Annotated in this window: 16 protein-coding genes and 1 riboswitch; of the genes, 5 read left to right on the forward strand and 11 right to left on the reverse strand. The window is 39.2% G+C overall.

Annotated features, from left to right (window positions below; translation table 11 throughout):
- Window positions 1–531 precede the first annotated feature (531 nt).
- From V6R96_RS01185 to V6R96_RS01205, 5 genes are all read left to right on the forward strand, one after another.
- Window positions 532–1638 carry a tail fiber domain-containing protein gene (locus V6R96_RS01185; RefSeq protein WP_336377744.1) on the forward strand — a complete coding sequence of 369 codons (1107 nt, stop codon included), beginning with the start codon at window positions 532–534 and terminating at the stop codon, window positions 1636–1638.
- A 331-nt stretch (window positions 1639–1969) separates the two neighbouring features.
- On the forward strand, window positions 1970–2479 hold the full coding sequence (locus tag V6R96_RS01190) for a hypothetical protein (protein WP_336377745.1): 510 nt from the start codon (window positions 1970–1972) through the stop codon (window positions 2477–2479).
- Window positions 2480–2719: 240 nt separating this feature from the next.
- The gene (locus tag V6R96_RS01195; protein ID WP_336377746.1) at window positions 2720–3376 is read left to right on the forward strand and encodes an FCD domain-containing protein; all 657 of its coding nucleotides are present in this window, start codon (window positions 2720–2722) and stop codon (window positions 3374–3376) included.
- A 53-nt stretch (window positions 3377–3429) separates the two neighbouring features.
- Window positions 3430–4635, forward strand: coding sequence for an MFS transporter (locus V6R96_RS01200; RefSeq protein ID WP_336377747.1), 1206 nt, complete (start codon window positions 3430–3432; stop codon window positions 4633–4635).
- A gap of 157 nt (window positions 4636–4792) precedes the next feature.
- Entirely contained in the window at window positions 4793–5566 is a 774-nt protein-coding gene (locus V6R96_RS01205) for a T9SS type A sorting domain-containing protein (RefSeq protein WP_336377748.1), read from the forward strand.
- 128 nt (window positions 5567–5694) lie between these two features.
- On the opposite strand, the gene V6R96_RS01210 is transcribed toward V6R96_RS01205, so the two are convergent.
- From V6R96_RS01210 to V6R96_RS01260, 11 genes are all read right to left on the reverse strand, one after another.
- Window positions 5695–7989, reverse strand: coding sequence for a DUF5074 domain-containing protein (locus V6R96_RS01210; protein ID WP_336377749.1), 2295 nt, complete (start codon window positions 7987–7989; stop codon window positions 5695–5697).
- A gap of 28 nt (window positions 7990–8017) precedes the next feature.
- Window positions 8018–9226, reverse strand: a complete 1209-nt coding sequence (locus tag V6R96_RS01215) for a cell surface protein (protein WP_336377750.1) — start codon at window positions 9224–9226, stop codon at window positions 8018–8020.
- A gap of 14 nt (window positions 9227–9240) precedes the next feature.
- Window positions 9241–10374, reverse strand: a complete 1134-nt coding sequence (locus V6R96_RS01220; RefSeq protein WP_111957000.1) for a YncE family protein — start codon at window positions 10372–10374, stop codon at window positions 9241–9243.
- The gene (locus V6R96_RS01225) at window positions 10371–12344 is read right to left on the reverse strand and encodes a TonB-dependent receptor domain-containing protein (RefSeq protein WP_336377751.1); all 1974 of its coding nucleotides are present in this window, start codon (window positions 12342–12344) and stop codon (window positions 10371–10373) included. The genes V6R96_RS01220 and V6R96_RS01225 overlap by 4 nt, the downstream gene beginning before the upstream one ends.
- A 165-nt stretch (window positions 12345–12509) precedes the next feature.
- Window positions 12510–12696: riboswitch (cobalamin riboswitch) on the reverse strand.
- A gap of 192 nt (window positions 12697–12888) precedes the next feature.
- Complete coding sequence (locus tag V6R96_RS01230; protein ID WP_336377752.1) at window positions 12889–13830, reverse strand: transporter; 942 nt, start codon at window positions 13828–13830, stop codon at window positions 12889–12891.
- 11 nt (window positions 13831–13841) lie between these two features.
- Window positions 13842–14888 (reverse strand): cytochrome c peroxidase, encoded by a 1047-nt coding sequence (locus tag V6R96_RS01235; RefSeq protein WP_336377753.1) that lies wholly within the window; start codon window positions 14886–14888, stop codon window positions 13842–13844.
- A complete protein-coding gene (locus tag V6R96_RS01240; protein ID WP_336377754.1) occupies window positions 14881–15708 on the reverse strand; it encodes an MbnP family protein in 828 nt (275 codons plus the stop codon). The genes V6R96_RS01235 and V6R96_RS01240 overlap by 8 nt, the downstream gene beginning before the upstream one ends.
- A 196-nt stretch (window positions 15709–15904) precedes the next feature.
- Window positions 15905–16273 (reverse strand): hypothetical protein, encoded by a 369-nt coding sequence (locus tag V6R96_RS01245; protein ID WP_336377755.1) that lies wholly within the window; start codon window positions 16271–16273, stop codon window positions 15905–15907.
- Window positions 16274–16276: 3 nt separating this feature from the next.
- Window positions 16277–16951, reverse strand: coding sequence for a superoxide dismutase (locus tag V6R96_RS01250; RefSeq protein WP_223558203.1), 675 nt, complete (start codon window positions 16949–16951; stop codon window positions 16277–16279).
- Between the two features lie 298 nt (window positions 16952–17249).
- On the reverse strand, window positions 17250–17933 hold the full coding sequence (locus V6R96_RS01255; RefSeq protein ID WP_336377756.1) for an SCO family protein: 684 nt from the start codon (window positions 17931–17933) through the stop codon (window positions 17250–17252).
- Window positions 17920–18195, reverse strand: coding sequence for a YHS domain-containing protein (locus V6R96_RS01260; RefSeq protein ID WP_336377757.1), 276 nt, complete (start codon window positions 18193–18195; stop codon window positions 17920–17922). Before V6R96_RS01260 ends, V6R96_RS01255 begins: the two co-directional genes overlap by 14 nt.
- Window positions 18196–18274: the final 79 nt, after the last annotated feature.

Consider the following 18274-nt stretch of genomic DNA (forward strand, 5'->3'; position numbering starts at 1 on the left):
TTCCCAAAGAAGTATCCACAGGAAAAGAATATGAACCACTGCGCTGGAACTCTAAAGCAAATCGAACAAAAGGAACAAATGAAGAAAGCAAATTCCTCTACTCCTATTTAGATACCTCCGAATATAAATTACAAATACACATCTACAGTTGACCAAAGAGGTTTTTGAAAATACTTTTAACCTTGCCTTTAGAAAGTGTATCGGGGCTTATGGTCAATATAGAAGCATTTATCAAAACCATGCGTAATTTCTTTGAATAAAGCAACCTTAAACATGTGGTTTTTGTTCTACATTATCATAGAGATAAACGTACAAGTACATTTTGTATTATGTTAACTAAACCAAATATCTTTACCTGGCGATAGTAGTTACTATTACATTCCCAACAGTAATAATTTTAAAAATGATTCTAAAAATACAAATTTTAATTTCCATGATTACTCTTCTTCTGTATAGAAGAAGAGCTCGGATTTAGAATTCTATTAAAAATTCTAGCTTTTGTTACGCTTAATAAACTAAAATATTTTATTTATGAAAAAAAAGAACGCTCTTATTCTTGCATTAATAATTTTTAGTGCCGAAGTACATGCGCAATCCGGCAATGTAGGCATTGGTACATCCTCACCGACCAATAAGCTGACCGTTAACGGCAATGCTTCAGTAGGTTTAACCTATACGGGAGTTTCAGCACCTGTTAATGGTGCTATTATCGAGGGAAATACCGGGATTGGAACTAATACTCCTTTGAGCGCTTTACATGTACAAGCTACATCGGATGATAACCCCGCACCGTTTGCTAAGGGTATCATTGCCCAATTTGATCCATTTGGAGGTTCGAACATAGCTAAGTCAGGAAGCATTGTTGTGAATGGTAGGGCCTTTTTTGGATATGACATAGAAGGAGGTAACAATAAATATACATATATCAGAGGAAATCAGGCTACAGATATTCGCTTACAGGTAGTAGATGCAGCTGGGAATTTATCTCCTAATACCTTTGTAATGTCAGGCCAGGATGGTCAATTAGGTTTTGTAGGCCTCAATACAGATGCTCCGCAAGCTCAATTGGATGTAAGAGGAAATATAAAATCATTGGCAGGCACAGAAGTCCAATCTGGCTCTATATGGCATGGAACATCCAATATCAACGGTTTTGAGACTTATACGACTGCCAGTGGTGATGCTTGGGTTGGCATACAACGTAACGGAGCAGGAGCTCCACTATGCGTAACCAAATCAGTTAGTGCCTCAACCGGTCAGCTTATTAATTTTTACATTAATGGTGCACCTATTGGTTCTATCTCACACACAGCTACAGGGGTGCTTTATAATGCCACTTCCGACATGCGTTTAAAAGAAAATATACATCCCTCGCAGTTTGGATTGGAAACATTAAAAAAAATCGGGATCTACGACTATAACTATAAGGCAGATCAAAAAAAGGACTTAGCTACAGGAGTATTAGCCCAGGAACTATATAAGATATATCCTCAGGCAGTAACTCCCGGAGGTGCTGATGAAAAAAAAGAACCGTGGATGGTTGATTACAGTAAACTTGTACCAATGTTAATAAAATCTGTACAGGAAATGGCTGAAGAAATAAAACAACTGAAAGAAATACTTAATAAGCAAAATTAAGAAAGCAGTATTCACCCTTCACAGGTCAACAAAATTGACGTTGTTAATTTTCTTATCTCTTGTAAGCGAAAAAAATATTAATTTTTTTCGAACATGGATATGCATCATCCGATTTTTAATATTTTAATATATAGCTCTCATGAAAAAAAAATTATTATTCATTGTTGTATTGACTACCTTCAATAACCTTATGGTAGATGCTCAAACAGGCAATGTAGGTGTCGGCACAAATACACCTATTAATCGGTTAACGATTAACGGTAACGCCTCTGTAGGCAACGGCTATATTGGTATTGCGGCACCGACCAATGGTGCTATTATTGAAAATACTGTGGGCATAGGCAGCAGTAGTCCTAATGTAAATGCCGGCCTAGAACTTGGTGCTAACAATAAGGGATTTTTACCTAACCGTGTTGCACTTACCGCTACCAATCTGGCCGCTCCGCTTACTGCTCATGTACAAGGTATGGTGATATATAATACAGCTACGGCAGGAACTTCTCCTAACAATGTAACACCCGGCCTCTATTACAATGACGGAACAAAGTGGGTGCATCTTGGTGCACTGGCCTCAACTCTAGTTGATGTATCAGCTTCCAGGTTTCATGGTGTAAATTATACGAACACCTTACCTTATCCAATTACAGTAATGTACACCACTGGTAATGATAGTAATAATCAGACTTCGTGGTGCTATGTTAATAATATGCTGGTGGCAATAGAACAGTCTTGGCCTAGCATCAGGGGAAGTGCTACTTTTATGGTTCCGGCAGGGGGAGTTTATAGAATTAATATTGGTACTGGTGTTGCAGTAAGCACTACATGGTCTGAATTAAGATAAATATTCTTTATCTAACAATTATTCTAAAGCTAAACACCTGTAAAGTCATTTTACTGGTGTTTTTTAAAATGAAGTATATGTAAAAAACCGGAATTAAATAATAGCCTCTTTTTCTATTGATGAGCTTTGTGGATACAACTTGTTTTTGTCATTCTTTCTCTAAATAAAATTCTTTTAAAAATTATGGTCAGAAATATTAAAAGTCATACCTTTGCAATCATCAGATGATAAGATGTATTTATGCAAATCCAGAGAAAAACATTAGCACAGGAAGTCGCAGACAGATTAATTCAGGGGATTACCAATGAAGAATATGCGGTAGGCGATAAACTTCCGATTGAACCGGAACTGATGAAGATCTATGGTGTAGGCCGCTCCAGTATCCGTGAAGCAATAAAAATTTTATCAATAAAAGGAGTCCTGAGTGTACAGCAGGGTGTGGGTACATTTGTTACTTCGAAGAACATCCAGGAATCACTGGAGGATCAGATCAACAATGCTGAATTCAACGAAGTGTATGAGGTGCGTTCTCTCTTAGATTCAAAGATAGCGGCAAAAGCAGCTACCAGCCGAAGTGAAAAGGAGCTAGAGACGATTAAAATGTATCTGGATCTCAGAGATCAGTTTGCGAAGAAAAACCAGGCGCTGGAATGCTACCAAGCTGATATTAATTTTCATATCTCTATTGCTGAAGCCTGTGGCAATACTCTTTTGAAAGAAATTTACAGAATTGCAAGTAAGCATATCCTCAGAACTTTTGAAACCAGTCATAAAAATAACACAGAATCTTTTAAAATCTCACAAAAAATACATACGGATCTTTATAAGTCTATTGAAAATAAAGATTCTGAAAATGCAGCGCGTATTGCACAACTGATCGTTGACAGAGTGTATTAAAATAAATTTTTAACAAAATTCATCAGATGATATGATGAATAAAATTACAATTCATGGAAAATCTACAGTCAAAGGCAATTGACACCAGCAAAATTGTTTACCCGATCTTATTTATGATCAGCTTTTCTCATTTTTTAAATGATCTGATACAGTCTACAATCCCTTCATTATATCCTATTCTAAAAGGGGAATTCAGCCTGTCCTTTTCTCAGATTGGTATCATTACATTGGTGTTTCAGCTTACTGCATCTATTTTACAGCCTTTCGTTGGAATTTATACGGATAAAAAGCCGAATCCAAGATCTTTAGCAGTAGGAATGGGATTATCAATGGCAGGATTGTTACTTTTAGCAGCAGCCCATCAATATTATATGATCCTGATTTCAGTGGCATTAATCGGGATGGGATCTTCCATTTTTCATCCAGAGGCATCACGAGTTGCCCAATTGGCATCCGGCGGGCAAAAAGGACTTGCCCAGTCCATTTTTCAGGTGGGTGGAAATTCAGGGAGTGCTATTGGTCCTCTATTGGTTGCTTTAATTGTACTTCCTCTGGGGCAGGGCTATGTAAGCCTTTTTGCTATCGCTGCTTTTATAGGAATTATAGTGCTATGGAGAATTGGGAACTGGTATGCGGAAAGGTTATCTCTTAAAAAAGCAACGCAGCATTCCAGTAATATCATAACTGTAGAACTGTCCCGCAAAAAGGTTATATTTTCTATTACCGTTCTGCTGGCACTGGTATTTTCTAAGTACATTTATTTGGCATCCATGACTAATTATTTTACGTTTTTTCTCATTGATAAGTTTCACATTTCTGTAAAGGATTCCCAATTATATTTATTCATGTTTCTTGCAGCGGTTGCTATTGGAACCATTTTAGGAGGAAGGCTGGGTGATAAATACGGAAGAAAGAAAATCATATGGGTTTCTATACTTGGAGCAGCACCTTTTACTCTTTGTCTTCCATATCTTCCCTTAGTATGGACTGTGGTATTTGCGGTTTTAATCGGGTTAATTATTGCTTCGGCTTTTTCTGCAATTCTGGTATATGCTACAGACCTTTTGCCCAATAAAATTGGATTGGTGGCCGGATTGTTTTTTGGTTTTATGTTTGGGATGGGTGGAATCGGTTCTGCTGTTCTGGGAGCTTTGGCAGATGATACCAGCATTGAATATGTATTTAAAATCTGTGCATTCTTACCTCTTATGGGTATAATAACTGCTTTTTTACCTAATATTAAAGGGAGAAAAAAATAATTCCTTTGGAAATAAGGTGGGTGAACTCATAGATAAATCTGATAAGTCTCTGTTTAGTTATTAATATTATATAATTCACATTAAATAGAAATAATATTGCCCACCTTCACTTTTATGCTTAAATTTGGATAAAGCATTAACCAAAAATCTCTATAGCATGAAATCCATTTTACTTTCAAAGGGCCGTCTTTTTCAGGCCGCGTTATTTTTAGCTTTTTTATTCCAATCGGGCAATACACAGGCGCAAAACAGAATCTATGCCCATGATCAACTCTCCAATGTCTATGGAGTATGCCTGGGATGTGCCGTGCAAAATCCATTGAATGCCTTGGGCGATAACGAAGACAACTATTCTACTATGGTTATGGGCACCGTTTTATTAGGTGGTGTTGAACAGACCTTGAGATTCCCTGAAGTGAGAATCAATACTAAATTAGTCATTGGTATCGGTACCAATGATATTCCTCTCACTGTTCAGCTCCTAAGTGGCATATACATAGAGACGATGAGCGGAACGACAGCCAACAATGACAGTCAAATGATAACCGGAAACTTACTGAAGCTTTCCGACAATCCTTCCAGAGCAACTATTGAATTTGTTCCCGTCAGCTCCTACAACGCAGTTAAAATAAGACTGAGTGGCGGTGTACTAAGCTTGGGTGGCGGATTCAGGGTGTATTATGCTTACCAGGATCCTCTTGCCACCATTATGGCTTACAGCAGGGCCGGACAGATTACTCTGAGTGGTACTGTTCCATTGGAAGGGTCTGAAGTTACCCTAAGAAATACTTCCGGCAAAGAGGTACACCGCTCTACCCTTACTTCCAAAACTTTTGAACTGTCTTCTCCACAGCCTGAAGGAATTTATATACTGACGATAGAAACGAAAGACAAAAAAACTTATTCCCGTAAGATCAGAATCAATAATTAAATAATAATACATATTAAAGATTTCGGCAGGCTTTCAGCCTGCCGAAATCTTTTACTACCTGCTTTAAAGTAAAAAAACCGGCGGCCCAAATGGGCCGCCGGTTCATTGAAATATATAGACTGTGATGGTTATTTCTTGATCAGCTTCTGCTGATATGCTGCTTTATCAGTTACAGCTTTTAGAATATATACTCCGTTCGGAAGCATACTTACATTGATCTGGCCGTTGTTCAGCGGTGCATTTATTATTTTACCGGAAGCGTCATAAATGGTAACATTCAGGATCTTTTCCTGAGTTTTAAGAGTTAAAATATCTGTCACCGGATTCGGGTAAATACTGAATTCAATTTTCTTCACTTCTGCCGTGGCCAAAGTAGAAGTTGTACTGTTGACAGTAAGCAGTTTCTCTACTACCCTTCCATTTGAATTAAAACTGATCTTAATATCAGCCGTTCCTGAAGCAACCGGAGTTAGAACCAGTTCGTCATTCGCATTGATCACTGCAGAAACTGCAGCCGGATTTGAGTTTGACTTAATTGATTTTACAATAGCAGATGAAAGATTGTCTTCGTCAGAAACTATTGTTTTCAGGTCTATTACAGAAGCATTATTCACATTAACCTGAGATGGAAATGTACTGCTCACCATAGGAAGCGTATTATCAGGGAATACTGCCATAGCAGGGAACCAATAGTAATCATTAAGTGTTTTTGTATTGGTAATGGTTCCGTTAACGCCAATAGTATGGATCCAGTTTTTCTGATAGTGTGCTCCAAAACCGCTTTCAGTAGTATTCAGAATCAGCTCATCAGTGGTTGGGTTCACACGGAGTCCTGCCCCGTAAGGAATCTGTTTGTAAGTACCTGTCTGTCCCGGAATGGTCGCAAAACTTTCGTTAAATGCTTTTGTCGTTACATCAAATTTTACGATCTGTGTTCCTGAAACAAAACTGTTAACTGAGTTGATCCAGTATAAAACATTCTGTTTGCTGCTCGCTGAAAAGCTTCCTGCATTCCACGCTCCCCATGAACCCAAATATTTGGTCGTAGGAATATTGTAAGAAGTGGTTGCAAAAGTCGTAGGATGAATATTCACCACTTTCTGATCCTGAATGGCCCAGATACTTCCGTCTTTAGCCTGAACAATAGAATGAAAAGCTCCCGGAATCGTACTCACCAGCGTATCTGTCGCCGGGTCAATGACTAAAATTCCTGCAGATTGCTTCACGGCAAATACATATTTTGAAGAACGGATCATATTTCCGATCTGGCCGGCATACTGACCGCCTCCGCCTGTTCCGGTTATCAGGCTTCCAACCTGCATATTCGCGATATCGAATACAAAAATACCATTCGAAGCTCCGATGTATCCTTTGTTTTCATTAGCTCCTACAAAGGATCTTCCGTCGCCGCCGCCAATATTATTAAATCCTGCAATTTTCTGCATCGTTTGTGCATTCGCTACTACCAGCCTTCCTCCCGGAGTATACTGAGTATCTCCGCCATCTGCAGCCTGCTTCGAAATAAAATAGAATTTATCTCCGTAGATTGTTCCGTATTGCGTTGTAGCACCAAAGGCCTGATTGTTATTGGCATTGCTGTACACACGGTAATTAACCTGCCCATTATTGCCAATGAAATTTACAGAACCGTTGGTATGCCCGAACCATTCTTCATTGACCATAAAGTAACCGTCAGTAAAATTGGTAGAAACAGAAGAAGCAGAAGCAGCATAAACAGATACGGGTGTCAGCGTTGAAGAAATAGGAAAAGAAGCCAACCCTGGGCTAAAATTCCATACATCCCATGAACCGTTCTGAAGCACACGGGAAGAAGCCCCTACTCCTGAATATCCAAAATCAGCATCCGTAGGATCTTTTACCCAATAAGACCAGTAGCTGTTGTACCATCCTGATCCCCAATGATCCCCGGCATCAGCAGCCGTAAAATCATCGAAATCATATGCACCTGTATTTACAATGCCATTTACAGGGTAAAGAGGATAGGTTGTATTCCCGTTTTTATAAAGTGCGTTGGTATTCTGACCGTTTAGGTCAAACCCCATTCCTCCGATGGCTGTTCCGAACTGGGTTCCCGGATAAAACAATGTAAAAAATCTGTGATCTGCCTTTGCAATTGCCTTCAGCATATCTTCTCCGGTAGCATTTCCGTTCCATCGGAAGCCCCATACCAAGGCATCAGGATTCTTGCTGTCGTTCCACTGAACCACAAAAGCCGCTTCATTAGTACCGCTACCTACCCAATACTGAATATCGGAGAAGTTGATATTGGTGGTTACTGTTGTATTCAGCTGGTTGCTGCCAATACCCTGAATATCATTTCTGGGTACTCCCTGTACTGCCACCTGTGCATTCGTAAAGAACGCAAAAAAGAACAGCATGGTCAAAAGGTAAAACTTTTTCATTTTTTCGAATTATATATTAAAATTTATTTTATTTAAGATGCAGATCGTAAGCTCCTGCCACTTCTGTAGAAACTTCCCCAAGCCATCCTGCTTCCTGATTGATTCCGGTGTATACTTTGATAAAATCGATACCGGGAAGCTTTACATAATTCCCGCTTTTATCTACAGCCCAGGAAATGTCGATGTTGGAAGCCTCATCATTGTTCGGCGCATTATCTGCATAGCCGTAATCATAAGATGTTCCTACCCAATAAGCCCCCGTCCCGCTCTGGTCGTAAAAATTATCCTTCAATCTGGTTCCCGTAAGGCTGTAAGAAGCACCGGAAAGCCACAAAGGATAATAGCTTTGTGTATGGAAGGTATTTTTAGTTTTAAATCCTGAATTCCCAAAATTATCCTGCCATTTGATGTACTCCACATCAGTCTGCCAAAACTCACTTCCGGGAACGGGGGGCTTGTTCTCATTGGGCTTGAAGTAAGTTATAGTATAGTTTTTTGTCGTTGAATTTTTAAAATATTCGCTGCCCGCAATTTCATACCATTCATCTTCATCCGGTTTTCCGTTTTTATTCTTGTCGTAGCCCACCATGATAATTCCGGGCTCACATGATCCTGACCGGGTGGCATTGGCACTGTTTCCCCAAAAAGCATTTCCCAGAATCTTAAAATCTCTTCCTTCAAGATTAGGAATGGTATGATCGAAGCCAAAAGCAACATAACCGCCGAAACCTCCCAGCGTAATCATGGTAGCATTTTCGCCTACTAAGGATTCTTTGGCCCTTTTGATCATATCAGCCTCTGTGTTTCCGTTTACATATTCAGGGATCTCATTGATGAACTGGCCCGTGGCCGGACGGAAATCAAAAACATTTGATATATATTTACTGTAAGGGGTCAGCTCTTTATTCACAATGATCGTGGACTTATAGATCTTCGCCGCTCCTTTCACCTCTACTTTCAAGGTCAAAGGATAATTTTGCACAGTGGAACTGACAAAATCCAGTTGCAGATAATCGGAAATCACAGAATCGTTAATGCTCCAGGTTAGTTTACCTTCAATTTTAGGGTCTATACTCAAAAGTTTAAGCCTGTCGATCGTATAGGATTCTTTAAGTACTTCAGCAGGAAAAGTTACTTCTTCTACCACTTCTTCGCTGTCGCTTTTACAGGCTGCAGCTCCCAGCAGGACTGAAGAGAGAAGTATCGTTTTTAAAATATGTTTTGTTTTTCTTTCCATTTTTTCTGATCTGATTATTTATATAAAAAAGCAAAGTGAGCAGGGATATTCCCGCCTTCTGTTTTCCACTTGAATTTTCCGGTCTTATCAAAACAGTATACATAGCCGGTGGTCACGTAGTTTTTCGCATCCGTTAGATAAATATCTTCTGTATAGGGATTTACAGCAATTCCGTAAGGTGCTTTGATCTCGTCCACATATTGCTGGTCAATAATTTTGTTGGAAATCACCTGCTCTGTCTTGACATCGATGATTCCAAAGGTTTTGACGTATGTATGGGTATTGTAATTAAATTCATTCCCATAATAATACAGCTTGTCATTCACGATCGTCATTCCGCTGACAGCGACATGAAAATCTTTTTTCACGGTTCCTGTAGCGGCATCCACAAGGAAAAGACTGGATGGAATATTGTAATAATCCCCTCTGGAACTCACGTACAGATCTCCGTAGTTGTCCTTTTTAATACGGTGAAGATTAATGGCTACATCAATTTTTTTTGTTTCCGTGAATGTATTGAGGTTGATGACAGAAACGGTTTTATCATAATTCGGAAATCTGTAACCTCCGGAATTAGCTACAAAAAGCTGATCTCCCATCACTTCTATCTCTTCAGGCTGATACCCGACTACTACCTGCCTTTCAATATTCAGGGATGTCGTATCAATTTCCACTACTTTTCCCGGAGGAGAATTTGGATTCAATTCAACGGGACCTGCGTAACTGCTGGCATAGACTTTATTACCTTTAAAAGCCAGATAACGGCAGTTCTGCAGCTGTATGGTTTTGATTCGTTTGGCCGTTTTTGCTTCCAGCACTTCAATTTTATTGGAAACATTTACCACCACATACATTTTACTTCCGTAGATCATGATATGATTTCCCACATCACCAAGCTCTTTAACCACGGAAGGATTGGTTTCTCCGTAAATATTCTTACGGTACGTTCCTGTCGCATAATCGAAATAATCGAGCGTACATTTGTTGCTCCCCATATTTCCCTCGTTCAGAAGATAAAACCCTTTAATAGGTGTATCTTCTCCGTTGCTTACCTCTTTGGTTTCCGAAGGAACTATATTGTCATCCGTCCTACATGAGAACAGAAAGAAAAGAGTAAAAGCCAGCAGGCAAAAGTTTAGTTTTTTCATAATGTAAAGCTTACAATAAGTTTAAAATTTCTTCCGGGCATCGGATAATTCCTGACCACGTCATAGTATTGATTAAGGACATTGTTGACCTCAAAACCGGCTTTAATCTGGTGAGAATGCCAGTTGAATTTTTTCTGAACGGATAAATCATGCGTGTACCATGGCTGGAGATAATTGGCTTTGATATTATTCAGCTGGGCATCATAGCGTTCTCCGGTGTACATAAAACTGTAATTGAAACTCCAGTTTTTATAGTCTGCCATCATGGTAAAAGTCAATGCATGCCATGGCACATAGGAGATCTGGTCACCGTAATAATCGTCACTTTTATCAGTATAGTCCCCGGCACGCTGATAGGTATAGCTTACCAAAGGTTTCAGTTTCACTTTATTAATGTCAAATTCAGCCTGCACATTCACGTCTGCCCCGATGATTTTCACTTCACCCAAATTCACCATCATCCATCTGAAAAGATTGGTGGTAGGAACAGCGATAATCTTGTTCTCAACTTCATTATAATAGCCATCCACTTTCACATAAATACCTTTAAAAAATTGATGGTCAAAGAGCTTCTCGTAGGTAAAACCTGCATCATACTGATTTGTGTATTCAGGTTTCAGCATCACATTCCCGATCATGGTGTAATACAGATCATTGAAAGTCGGCATCCTGAAGACTCTTTTGTAGAAAGCTCTTACGGTAAGCTCTTTGGATTTTAAAGGCTGATAGCTCAGAAAAGCGGAAGGGGTCCATTCGTTTTTATCAGGAGACTTCGCATTCATTTTTACGTTTTCATGAACGAAAGTCCCGAGAATACTTCCCAAAAATTTAAACCGGTTCCATTGATAGGTTGTAGCAAAAGCAACGAGTGAAGTATATCGTGTAGGGTATGAAAAATCTCTCAGACTGGCATTTAGATTATTATACTGAAAGTCAAAGCTCGCACTTACATCCCAGTTTTGATTAATAGAATAGATATTGGAATTGGAAAAATAAAGCTCTCTCTGAACATACGAATTATCTATCGGAAGAACGGTTGTTGCCACATTCACCGTATCTAAAAACCGGGTGTAGTCATAAGCAAATTTCGCTTTGAACTGTGTTTCGAATTTTGGAAACAGTTTTTTGCGGAAACTGGCCTGAACAAAATAGCTCTCATCCAGCATCTGCTGACCTTTAGGCGTGAAATTATTATTAACAATGGCTGTGGGAACTCCACGATCGGAAATATAGCCGTAGCCGCGTACGCTCCAGCTTCCATCATTAATGGTTCCGTTTAAGGCGCCTTCGAAACGTTTCGCCCGGATGTAGGAATCATATCTTCTTGCAATGGTATCATTGGCAACAGATCCATCAGAATTTTTCTTTTCGTATTTATACTTATACAATCCATCGCTTTGTACAAATTCCGAGCTGAAACTTGCCGAAATTCTCTCTGAAAGCTTCTGTTCCACACGGAAGGAAGGATTAAATAAACTGATGGAGCCTAATTTCAGCTTCACCGTTAAGTTGGTCTTCTGATTCCCTTTAAAAACTGGTATTTTAGGCTGAAGATAAATCGATCCGGAAGATCCGAAATCCTTTGCCGGCTGAAAAATTTCACTTTTTTGGCCGTTGTATAAAGAAATGGCTTCAAGATCATCCAGTGAAAACTTTCCAAGATCCACGATTCCGTTCTGAACATTTCCCAGCTGGATACCGTCATAGAAAACACCCACATGCTGGCTTCCCATACTACGGATATTGACAGTTTTCAGGCCGCCCATTCCGCCATAGTCTTTGATCTGAACTCCCGAAAAATACCGTAAGGCATCGGCCACCGACTGACTGTTCAGTCTTTCCAGCTGTTCGCCGGACAGGATCTGGGCAGGAAGGATTTCTTTAAAATCTTTTTTGTAAAGCTGAATCGGGAGGATGGTTTTTTCCCGGATGGTGTCTCCGGATTGAGAGAATATAAGTTGAGATGCCATCACAAATAATGTGATAACTCCTTTTTTAAACTGTGAAGCAGTACATTTTCTGACCATTAGCTCATTGAGAATAATGCTGACGCTAATGGATATAAGATAGCAAAGATAAAGCGCAGCTGTTACTGCACAGAATCATTGTTGTCCTAAGCTTTATTCCACGAAAGCATCAAACGTTTATCTTCTGGCAGGTCTTCTGACTTACTCCGTTTTTGAAATCCTTCCCATAAAAAAAACAGTGGATATACTCTTCAAAAACTTTGATGTGGAGCTTACAGCAGCGGGTCTGTCCCGGATTTTCACCAGGTTCCCTTTTAAGTGCTTTTTACAGCGCACCAGATTGCGGCAAAGATAGAAAATAACTTAATATATGCAATAACGGCATAATAAATTAATTCTCAACACTATGAAAAACAGAAAATATTAAGAAGATGTATTAAAAACAGGTGGCTCGGGAATCTCAGCCACCTGTTTTTTAGATTAAAGTTTGAAATTTTTACGAGACTAAAGATTGAACAATCTGTACCTGGTGGCTTTGGCCATTATATTAAATTCCAAAATTGATAAAAACACTGAACCTGGATTTTGCTTCAATGTCCCCGCTTGCCAGATTGGAATAAGCAGGCAGCATGACTTCTCCACCCAGGCTGAACTTTTTATACGAAGCCTCAAAACCAAGCTTTCCATATAAAGCGCTTCCTGCTGTATTAGGCAATACCTCATCAAACTGTTTGTTTTTATCATAGACTTCGCCCTGAAGTCCGGCTTTGGCAGAGAAAATAGCTTTTTCATTTCCTGCAAGCTGATAAAAAGCTGTTGCGGCATAATTCCACTGGTTTCCGAAACGGTAATTCTTTTTGTTTTCTGTTTTTACGGTGTAATCTGTGTTGATCAGCACAGCCAGCTTATTCTTTTGAAACTTATAGTTCAAAGCAGCCTGGTAGTCCCAGCTTCCCGTTCCCAGTTGAAAACTTGGATTGACTCCTGAAGCTCCTTTTTCATCAAATTTTCCCAAAGGAATTTTCACCCCCAAACCACCGTTGAGCTGATGGAAATGATCTTTGGAACTGAGGATCCGGTAAATTCCCATCAGGTTCAGATCTCCGATTCCATTAATGTCGATATCGCCCTGAATTGTTCTCTTCTCATGAAAATGAAATGGCAGGCTAGCGTATACACTCAGCTTTTCTGTCAATGGAATTTTTCCCCAAACCTGCAGGGTATTGAAATACTGATCCTGTGTAAGATCTTTTACAAAAAGGTTTTCTTTGGCTTTATAATGCTGGGCAAAATATTTGATCCCGATAAACTGAGGATTCAGTAAAGACTCAAAACCGGAAGAACCGTTTCCTGCCGCACAGCCACAAGCATCACAGTCATCAAATACAATCCTGTTTATAGGATCTGCGATATACAGACTGTCGTTGATGGTTTTAGCCTGACAGGCCCAAGATAATGTCAGGCTCAGTATAAAAATTATTGTTTTCATGCTCATTCTGTTTATTCTGCAAATTTTGGATTAGAAATAAAGTTTTTATCAGATAAGGTTTTCAAAAAGGTAATGACAAACTGCTTTTCCTGTGTATTCATCGCAATTCCGATATGCCCGTTCTGTTTCAGCTGCGGATCCAGATTGGGATTGTCTTCCACACTATCTGAATAGAAATTAAGAACTGCGGCCAGCGTATAAAACCTTCCGTCATGCATATAAGGTGCGGTATATTCTACATTTCTGAGACTTGGTACACGGAATTTCATCCAGTCATTCTGATCAAGGGTTACACGATGGCGGCCCGCATCTTTGAACTGGGCATTGTAATACATTCCCGTATTCCTGAAACTCTCGTCGGTAAATAGTTCTCCGCTGTGGCAGGAAGCACACTTCTGACTGAATAGAGCCATTCCCTGGGATTCTTCAGAGGTAAAATTTTCTTTTCCCTGTTTAACCCTGTCATATTTTGAATCTGCGGAAATCATGCTGACCATAAACTGCGACAGAGCTTTCAAGACTCTTTCACCGGTTATATTTTCATCACCATAAGCTGCCATGAAGAGTTTTTTATATTTCTGATCATCCTTTAATTTAGAAATCACCTCAGGCATGGAACTGTCCATTTCATTGGCATCCGTGATCGGAATGATCGGCTGTTCGTTCAGATTATGGATTACGCCGTCCCACATGTATCTTTTCAGGAATGCCATGTTTTGAATGGGTGGTGCATTACGGATCCCTATTCTGTCGTCCACTCCATGGCTCACGGTATGGCCATGGTGCGTGAAAGCATTTTCCTGAATATGACAGAAACCACATGATATGGTATTATTTCTGGAAAGCCTGCCCTCATAAAATAAATTTCTGCCCAGCTCTACTCCGTTTTTTGTCACCGGATTACCGGATGCATCGAACGTCATTTCCGGAAAGTACGACGGAAAATGCAATGAATAGACCTCATCTTTTTCCAGTGGCTGCATTACCTCATCTGAACAGGACCAACAGCTCAGAAAAATAATGACCAGCAGCATTGTTTTTAATAAAATCCTAATCATTATGAACATGATCTACTTTAAACATTGCGGTAAGGTTATTGGTAACATCCACCAAATGCTGGCTTGAACCCATCATCATATTATTTTCTGTAGTAAGGGAAAGTGTTTTGCTCCCGCTCAGAAACTGATTCAAATCTGCAAGGATGTGGATAGAAGGTTTTATCTGAGAAGTTACTCTGGCAGTTGTCGGAAGATTCAACGTAATTTCCCGGTAAAGATCCGGCGTATTATTAGCCGTTACATTTCCCATGTTTCCGGTGTGATTCATGAATTCTGTATCTGGGGAAGCAGTTCCATATTTACCTTCCAGTTTTACAAAGACATAGCCGGCTGCCCATGACCAGGACATTCCTTTCTGCTTGGCTTTCGTCCAGAACTCTGCCTGACCGTCCTGTCCCAACAGGTAAGCCTTCTGACTGATCCCAAGTCCGAATTTTACTTTCTTGTAATTATTTTTCGGAATTCCGTTCAGATCAAGGTAAACAACACCTGCAACAGCATCGGCCTGATCTATGATGAAAGCGCCTTTGTCGGGATTGTTTTCATTGTATTTGAATTCATTTCCGCCTTCGTCAATCAGTGTGATGTTGCTGATGACATATTTCAGGGCTGAAAAGTTATGCTTCTGCCCTGCTGCTGAAATCTGCACCGTTTGGTTTAATACAATATCGCCCAGATTATTGAATCCGTTTTCAAATTTGATCTGAAGGTTTCCGGTTGAAGTATCCTGTGAATCGTCATCATCACTGTTTTGACATGAGGATAAAGTGAATAGACTAAAGGCAATAAAGAATAATGATAAAAATTTATAGGTTTTCATTTTGATTTTTTAAGTTGAATTTTTTGAAATAGAAATACTTTTGAATGGGTGAACATTCATTTTTTAAACCACAAAAGGCACAAAAATTTTTTGACACTTTAGTTATTTAAAGTGTATGGAAAAACTGCATAGAAGAACACTTAAGCTTTTTAAAACCTTCAGTTCTTTGTGGTTTTTGTAATGATTAAAATTGAACTTAAAAAACCGGTGGTTTGAATATGTGTTTGAGAAACAGAAAAGAATAGGCTGTTTCGTAGAGAAAATTGAAGTTCAGAGAAAGAAAACTTTCTGCTTTTTTTATTTCTGTAATTTCAGGAAGCGTACAGATATCAAGAATTTTCTGTCCTGAATTTTTGGTTTTGTTTAAAGGTGAAGAATCTGAATTATTCGTTTTTGCGAGTTCTTTGCTCAGGTAGCATTTACCGTTACAGTGAAGCTCCGGCTTGCTTTTATTGATGCAGAGAACGGTGGAAATATAATCATAATTTACAGCATACTCCACCAATGGGATCAGAGGTCTGAACGCCATATAAAGAGTGAGGAATATGCTGCAAATTAAATTCATCTGTTATTTCTTGCTTAGGGCTTCATCATATCTTCTGCTTACCTCTTTCCAGTTCAGCACATTCCAGATGGCAGTAAGATAGTCTGCTCTTTTGTTCTGGTATTTCAGGTAATAAGCGTGTTCCCAAACGTCAATTCCTAAAATCGGAGTTCCTTTTTCTTCTACTACATCCATCAAAGGGTTATCCTGATTCGCTGTAGAAGAAACGAATAATTTTCCGTTTTTATCCACAGAAAGCCATGCCCATCCTGAACCGAAACGGTCTGCACCTGCTTTACTGATCTTTTCTTTGAACGCATCCATGCTTCCGAAAGTTTCCGTAATCGCTTTAGCCAGCTTTTCAGAAGGTTTGGTGTCTTTTACAGGGGTAAGAACGGTCCAGAAAAGTTCGTGGTTGTAATGTCCTCCTGCATTGTTTCTTACTGCCGGCGTAAGTTTGGAAACTTCTGAAAGGATCTGGAAGAGGGTTTGCTTTTCCTGAGGTGTTCCCGCAATTGCCTTATTCAGATTGGCAACATAACCTGCAGCATGCTTTGAATAGTGAATTTCCATTGTCTGTGCGTCTACCGAACCTTCCAGTGCATTGTATGCATAAGGAAGCGGTGTCTGCTTAAACTGCGCAAAAGCAAACTGTGCGGCGAATACGGCACTTAAAGCTGCTATTTTCAAAATCTTCATAACGTTTTGTTTTATGGTTTAACAATATTTTTATACTTATAGAAGGAAAGCAGGAGGATGGAAAAGGGAAGTCATTTCTGTCTGAAGACGACTACACTTCATCATCTTATCTTTTTAATCATCTGCATTCATGACTTTCACCAATCATTATTCCAGTCATTAACTTTCTACATTAAGACTCCTCTACTCCACGACCACAATTTCATTGGTCTTTTAATCATTTACATTAATGACCATCATTCATCATTATCCGCATCATTAACTTCCAGCTTCATTCTTCCATCTTCCTTTCCCTACTCTATTTCAATAATTTCTTAATATCCTCGATCAATATTTCCCGATCTGGATGATACTTCCCGTTAAGTTTAGGGGTTTTTTCCTCAGGATCTTCATAATTCAATCCTGAGTAATACAGGATGGGCATATTGTCTTTATTGTATCTGCAACGGATATTTCCTTCTTTATCCACCAAGGCGATCATTCCGCTGTGGTTAAGGCTTTCGCTGTCGTCTTCCTTATCTCCCACATAGATATTGAACTGGTCTGCCAGTTTTCCGATATAATCTCTGTTTCCGGTAAGAAAATGCCAGTCCGGGGATTTGGCTCCTACACTTTTAGCATGTTCTTTCAATGTGGCAGGTGTATCATTTTCCGGATCTATACTTATTGAAATAATCCCAAATTCAGGACTGTTTACCTCATCTTCAATAAATCTCATATTCCGGTTCATCACAGGACAAATCGTAGGACATCTGCTAAAGAAAAACTCTACCAGATATACTTTTCCCAGCATGTCTTTATTGGTGATTTTTTTATTATTCTGGTCGGTGAGTTCAAAATCGGGAACCTTCATTACGGTATACAGGTTCTTCTTAAAATATCCCATTCCAACACCTATTCCCAGAAACAGAAGAGCGAAAATCGCAATCGGAATGATCACCTTTCTCTTGGTTCCGTTTTTGGTCTTATTATTTTTGGGCATATTTCTCAGGATTTTTTTTGAACTCGTCTTTACATAGGCTATTGCAAAAACCGTACGTTTTATTTTTATAGACTGCCGTATCTTTCATATCATCTTCCGTTTTCATGTGACAGATAGGATCTTCCGCATTGGCAAATTTTACTTTTTTAACCGTCGATTTTGAAGAGGCAGTGCTCTTTTTATGTTTTACTTTAGGGGTTTCCTGGCCACAAGCGAATAATGAAACTGACAATAGTGCAGTCAAAATAATTTTTGATTTCATTTTAATGGTAAATTGAAATTGATAGTATGATGAATGTGTGAATTAATTTTTAATACAAAGCTAATCACCCGTTTCTACT

Origin of the sequence: Chryseobacterium sp. CCNWLW53 (assembly GCF_037083525.1) — a bacterium.
Taxonomy (GTDB): Bacteria; Bacteroidota; Bacteroidia; order Flavobacteriales; family Weeksellaceae; genus Chryseobacterium; species Chryseobacterium lathyri.

What these genes read in the sequence shown, in the direction of transcription:
- V6R96_RS01185 (WP_336377744.1), top strand. Translation starts at nt 532, where the DNA reads ATGAAAAAAAAGAACGCTCTTATTCTTGCATTAATAATTTTTAGTGCC.
- V6R96_RS01195 (WP_336377746.1), top strand. Translation starts at nt 2,720, where the DNA reads ATGCAAATCCAGAGAAAAACATTAGCACAGGAAGTCGCAGACAGATTA.
- V6R96_RS01200 (WP_336377747.1), top strand. Translation starts at nt 3,430, where the DNA reads ATGGAAAATCTACAGTCAAAGGCAATTGACACCAGCAAAATTGTTTAC.
- V6R96_RS01205 (WP_336377748.1), top strand. Translation starts at nt 4,793, where the DNA reads ATGAAATCCATTTTACTTTCAAAGGGCCGTCTTTTTCAGGCCGCGTTA.
- V6R96_RS01210 (WP_336377749.1), bottom strand. Translation starts at nt 7,989, where the DNA reads ATGAAAAAGTTTTACCTTTTGACCATGCTGTTCTTTTTTGCGTTCTTT.
- V6R96_RS01215 (WP_336377750.1), bottom strand. Translation starts at nt 9,226, where the DNA reads ATGGAAAGAAAAACAAAACATATTTTAAAAACGATACTTCTCTCTTCA.
- V6R96_RS01220 (WP_111957000.1), bottom strand. Translation starts at nt 10,374, where the DNA reads ATGAAAAAACTAAACTTTTGCCTGCTGGCTTTTACTCTTTTCTTTCTG.
- V6R96_RS01225 (WP_336377751.1), bottom strand. Translation starts at nt 12,344, where the DNA reads ATGGCATCTCAACTTATATTCTCTCAATCCGGAGACACCATCCGGGAA.
- V6R96_RS01230 (WP_336377752.1), bottom strand. Translation starts at nt 13,830, where the DNA reads ATGAAAACAATAATTTTTATACTGAGCCTGACATTATCTTGGGCCTGT.
- V6R96_RS01235 (WP_336377753.1), bottom strand. Translation starts at nt 14,888, where the DNA reads ATGATTAGGATTTTATTAAAAACAATGCTGCTGGTCATTATTTTTCTG.
- V6R96_RS01240 (WP_336377754.1), bottom strand. Translation starts at nt 15,708, where the DNA reads ATGAAAACCTATAAATTTTTATCATTATTCTTTATTGCCTTTAGTCTA.
- V6R96_RS01245 (WP_336377755.1), bottom strand. Translation starts at nt 16,273, where the DNA reads ATGAATTTAATTTGCAGCATATTCCTCACTCTTTATATGGCGTTCAGA.
- V6R96_RS01250 (WP_223558203.1), bottom strand. Translation starts at nt 16,951, where the DNA reads ATGAAGATTTTGAAAATAGCAGCTTTAAGTGCCGTATTCGCCGCACAG.
- V6R96_RS01255 (WP_336377756.1), bottom strand. Translation starts at nt 17,933, where the DNA reads ATGCCCAAAAATAATAAGACCAAAAACGGAACCAAGAGAAAGGTGATC.
- V6R96_RS01260 (WP_336377757.1), bottom strand. Translation starts at nt 18,195, where the DNA reads ATGAAATCAAAAATTATTTTGACTGCACTATTGTCAGTTTCATTATTC.